Annotated in this window: 2 protein-coding genes and 1 pseudogene; 1 reads left to right on the plus strand and 2 read right to left on the minus strand. The window is 40.0% G+C overall.

What is annotated here, in order from left to right; all coding sequences use genetic code 11:
• The first annotated feature begins 452 nt into the window (after positions 1-452).
• Entirely contained in the window at positions 453-4,031 is a 3,579-nt protein-coding gene (locus O9295_RS22825; protein ID WP_288035582.1) for a WD40 domain-containing protein, read from the plus strand.
• A gap of 46 nt (positions 4,032-4,077) precedes the next feature.
• Here the strand turns inward: O9295_RS22825 and O9295_RS22830 are convergent.
• Positions 4,078-5,004, minus strand: a pseudogene (locus tag O9295_RS22830) (ISKra4 family transposase); the annotation flags it as partial.
• A gap of 29 nt (positions 5,005-5,033) precedes the next feature.
• A partial coding sequence (locus O9295_RS22835; protein WP_071824397.1) for a transposase occupies positions 5,034-5,148 on the minus strand: 115 nt, incomplete at its 5' end.

Here is a 5,148-nt window from a genome sequence, read left to right on the forward strand (position 1 = left end):
ACCGCCGACACCATCGGTCAAAGCATGGGGGCATCGCGGCTGGGGTTGTCTCTTTCATCGCTGCTCTTTCAACGTAAAGTGCTTACTCTTTAACGATTATACTCGATTTGATCTTTATTTGGCGTTTAAGTCCCACTATTACCTTTTTGGTTGTCAATCTTTCCCGACTGCTTCGGCAGTTTTTTGGGCTTTTTTTGTCTTTCTTGATTTTTGGGCGAACAAAAGAACTAAGATGTCGGCAACGCTTTAATAAAAATTATGTTAAAAGTGATTTTACTCAAGTAAAACTTATCACTCGGGGGACAAATTATTGGCACTCAATAGCATAATTCTTTGAGCGACTTTTTCAGCAAACCCTAAGTACTTATACTTATTGTATTATAAAGATTTTTTCAGTATCCTTTAACTAGGACACTGGAAAAACTGACTTCTTTTCTAAGGTGCAATAGCTTATGAATCTTGAAGAAGCCTTGGGTTTGGCTGAGAACTTAATTTTTCAGCGATCTGGCCAACATTTGAGCGATCTTGAACGGTTAATTTTTCAGGCATCGTGGACTGAAAATCGGCTTTCCTATGAAGAAATTGCTAAGACTTACAAATATTCGCCCAATTACCTCAAACAAGATGTGGGTCCTAAACTATGGAATCGTCTGTCTGAAGCCTGTGGAGAAAAAGTCAAAAAAAACAATTTTCGATCTGTTTTAGAAAGACATAAGGCTAAATTCCTTGATATTACCCCAATTAAAGACTCGGACAAGCCAATTTTACCGACTTATCCCCTATCGCAGCCAAAATTAGGGCAAGATTGGGGTGAAGCCCCAGAAATCTCGGTATTTTATGATCGTCAAGAAGAAATTGCTACCCTTAAACAATGGATTATTGGGGAACGAGTTCGTTTAGTTGCACTGTTCGGAATAGCCGGAATTGGGAAAACCTATCTCTCAATTCAGTTAGCCAAGGAAATTCAGGGCGATTTTGATTGGGTTATTTGGCGTTCCTTGAGTCAAGTTATGTCAATGAGAAAACTTCTACTTGATATTTTGTCAATTATCGATCAAGATCAAGAAAACAAAGTTTTAGTAAGTGTTGATGACCAAATTTTCCTATTAATTGAGCATTTCAGACAACAACGCTGTCTGGTCATTTTAGATAATTGTGAATCAATTATGTCCAGGGGAGTTCAGGTAGGATCTTATCAAGATGGTTTTCAAGAATATGAAAATTTCTTCAAACGAATAGGGGAGAGTTCCCACCAAAGCACTTTAGTAATTACCAGTAGAGAAAAACAAAAAGAAGTTTCTTTAATGCAAGGGGAAACTTTGCCAGTTCGCTCTTTAGAGTTAAACGGATTAAGTGTCCCAGCTAGTCTTAAGTTAATTCAGCTAAAAGGCTGCGACAGTCAATCTCAATCTGACTCCCTCATGTTGATTGAAAAATATGGTGGAAATCCTCTCATTCTTAAATTAGTTTGTGGAATTATCAAAGATTTATTTAATTGTAATGTTAGTAGTTTCTTGCAAGAAGAAACTTTTTTTGTTGAGGAAATATCAAATTTATTTGAGGAACAGTTTATTAGATTATCTGATTTAGAGCAAAATATTCTTTACCGTATAGCTTTAAATCAAGAGTCTTTACTGATCGATGATTTAAAAGCAGAAATTTTTCCCAGTATTTCTCAACAAAATTTACTCATAACATTAAAATCCTTAACTCAGAGATGTCTAATTGAAAAATATCAAAATAAGTTCTCCTTACATCCGTCCATTAGAGAGTATTTAATTTATCGATTGATCAATCAGATCACTAGGGAGATAGAAACGGCAGAAATTAATCTTCTTAATCGCTATGCTCTTCTCAATATTCAAGGAAAAGAAAATATCAGAAAATTCCAGATCAGATTAACAATAAAACCTCTCGTTGAAAACCTGTTATGTATTTATCAGACTGAAGAAAAACTTACTGAGCGATTCAAGGAAATCCTCCGCACTTGGCAAGAACATAATCCTCAAAAACTTGGATATGTAGCTGGTAATATTATTAATATTTTTGGTTATCTTAATATCGATCTAACTGGTTATGACTTCTCCCATCTTACCCTGTGGTCTAGTTATCTTCAAGATACCCATTTACATCAAGTTAATTTGGCGTATTCCGATTTGAGTAAATGCGTATTTGCCAAACAAATAACCAGTATTTTATCAATTGCCTTAAGTCCTGATGGACAAATTCTTGCCACAGGAGATGTCAACGGGGAGATTCATTTCTGGCAAGTGGCAGATAATCAACTTTTATTGAGTTGTAAAGGACACACAGAATGGGTTCACGCAGTTGCCTTTAGTCCAGATGGCAAAATGCTCAGCAGTGCTAGTAGTGATCAGACGGTGAAATTATGGTCTGTTGAGGATGGTAGTTGTTTATACACCTTTTTAGGAAATAATTGCCGCATCTATACGGTTGCTTTCAGCCCCGACGGAAAAATCTTAGCCAGTGGTGGCAATGACTACAATATTACTCTCCGAAGTGTGGATACTGGAGAATGTTTACAAACTCTGAACGGACATGAAAACACTGTTTGGTCAATCGCTTTTAGTAAAAACGGCAAAATGATTGTTAGCGGTAGCGAAGACCATACTCTCAAGTTGTGGGATACAGAAACAGGTCAGTGTTTGCAAACATTTAGCGGACATCGCCAATGGGTTCGCTCTGTCGCGTTTAGTCCAGATGGTCAGCGTTTAGCCAGTGGTAGTGGCGATCGCACCGTCAAAATTTGGGAGATTAACCAAGGCCAGTGTATCTTTACACTTGAAGGTCATACGGAGCGAATACGTTCAGTAGCTTTTAGTCCTCAAGGAAACTTGCTGGCCAGTGGGGCAGGAGATCACACCATTAGAATCTGGGATGTAGAAGAAGGGAAATGTCTCAAAACCATCCATGGTCATAATAATCGCCTAACTTCAGTGCTATTTAGTTCAGACGGTACTATTTTAGTAAGTGGGGGCGAAGATCGAGCCATCAGGTTTTGGGAGGTTAACACAGGCCAATGTTGGAAAACTTGGCAAGGATATGGTAGTTGGATTCAATCAGTAGCCTTTAGTCCTGATGGCAAGACACTTGCTAGTAGTGAAACACGAACTGTTAGACTCTGGAAAATTGAGACGGGCCGATGGTCGAAGCTAGAAGGACATAAAGGATGGGTCAGTTCGATCGCTTACAGTCCAGATGGAACTTTGTTAGCCACCGGGAGCAGTGATTATAGTGTTAGATTATGGGACACTAAAACTGGCCAGTGTCTAAAAACTTTATTGGGACATACTCGCTGGATTCGGACGATTACATTTAGCCCAGATGGTTTGACCCTAGCTAGTTGTAGTGGTGATGCAACGATTAAACTTTGGGATATTACTACAGGTCATTGTCGAAAAACGTTACGGGGTCACACGGGCTGTTTATGGTCGATCCAGTTCAGTCCTGATGGACTTACTCTCGTTAGTGGTGGTGAAGACAAAACAGTAAAATTGTGGGGGGTTGAAACCGGGGAATGTTTGACTACTTTTACGGGACACGGTAGCTGGGTTTTGGCGGTGGCTTTTAGCCCAGAGGGGAATCTGATCGGCAGTGGTTCTTGTGATTCTAAGATTAAACTATGGAATGTCCAAAGCGGCAAATGTTTAGCAACCCTTCAAGGTCACGATAGTTGGATTCAGACCATTGCGTTTAATCCTCAAGGCGACATTTTAGCAAGTGGTAGTTGCGATCGTACCATTAAGCTTTGGGATATGCCTTCAGGTCGAGACCTTGCCACCTTAACAGGCCATGAAAAGTGGGTTTTATCGGTTGCTTTTAGCCCTGATGGACAATTGCTTGCTAGTGGGGGACAAGATGAAACGATTAAGCTTTGGGAGCTGAAAACGGGTCGATGTTGTAAGACGATCAGAACTGAACGCCCCTATGAAGGGATGAGTATTGCTATGGTTCAGGGATTGACCGAAGCTCAAAAAAATACCCTAAAATTTTTAGGAGCGAGCGATTGACAGGGGAGCAAGTCAATTTTGTCAGAACAAACGTACCAAGCCTCGTTCAAAGTGTTCCGTTCAGGTACGCACAACGAAGTTTGAGAACTTGAGGTACATTCCTTTCATTCCATTGCGCTCCCGAAATTTTCAAGCGTCTATCGATTTGTTTAATCGTTGATTCCACCGCTCCTGAACCAATCGAACAAATTTCGTTCTCTTGAAAATAAGAATAATCGATTATTCGATGACAATGCTCTCTCAAGTAATTACAGAAATTTTCCGCTTGTTTTTTCGATAAAGAAGAGAATAAAGCGATAGTTTCCTCGACTTTTCCCTTCCATAACAAGCTTTCCGCCTCTTGAATTCTCTTCTGGGAACCTCCGACTTTATACAGGTTTTCCACCAGATGAAACCAATCTAAAACCTCTCGTTTTTCGACTGGGGCTTCGCTCTGTCCGATGATTTTCCATATCCCCGGATGACCGTCTCCTAGACAGGTTAGAGGATCGGACAACTCTTGCCGATTTACCCACTCGATTAAAACCTCGTTTTCCCTGAACGTGGCTTTGGTCACTAGATTATCTGCCCGGATCGCCTTGTAATCTTTCCAAACGCACGATTCTCCTTTTGTCTCCGTTCAAAGAGCGTACTTTCCCACCATCCAAGCTGATTTCTTTGATAGTTTCTCTTACTTCTTCCTCGGGAAACTCGTGGCGCTCGACAATTCTTTGTAACGTTTTCTCGGAAACTTTTATTCCCCTGTATTTGGGTAGAGCCTTTTCAGCATTCTTGTAAGAAACCGTGGCACTTAACCTTAAACAACATTCCTCTAAAGCTGGACTAATTCTTTGATGGGATTCCAGATGTAAATACTCCGCTTGTTTTTCGGTGACGGGTAGTTGACCGATTATACTTTTTAGAATTCTTTCTCGTCCCGCTTTTGTTCCCGTTGTTTTTTCGATAAAAAAATTCCTAATTGGGGGGTAACATAATCGGCTCTTCGTTACTCTTTATGCTAAATCAACATACAAGATGCCAAGACAACATACTTCTAACCCAAAAATTCCGAAAGTTTCTCAAGCCATAGGCTCTCCGTTTTATTAGTTTAAGTTTATTGTTGATTCCCTCGACCATC

The sequence above is a fragment of the Microcystis sp. LE18-22.4A genome (assembly GCF_027531105.1).
GTDB lineage: Bacteria > Cyanobacteriota > Cyanobacteriia > Cyanobacteriales > Microcystaceae > Microcystis > Microcystis aeruginosa.

Excerpts from the sequence above, each read along its gene's own strand:
- O9295_RS22825 (WP_288035582.1), top strand. The coding sequence starts at position 453 with ATGAATCTTGAAGAAGCCTTGGGTTTGGCTGAGAACTTAATTTTTCAG.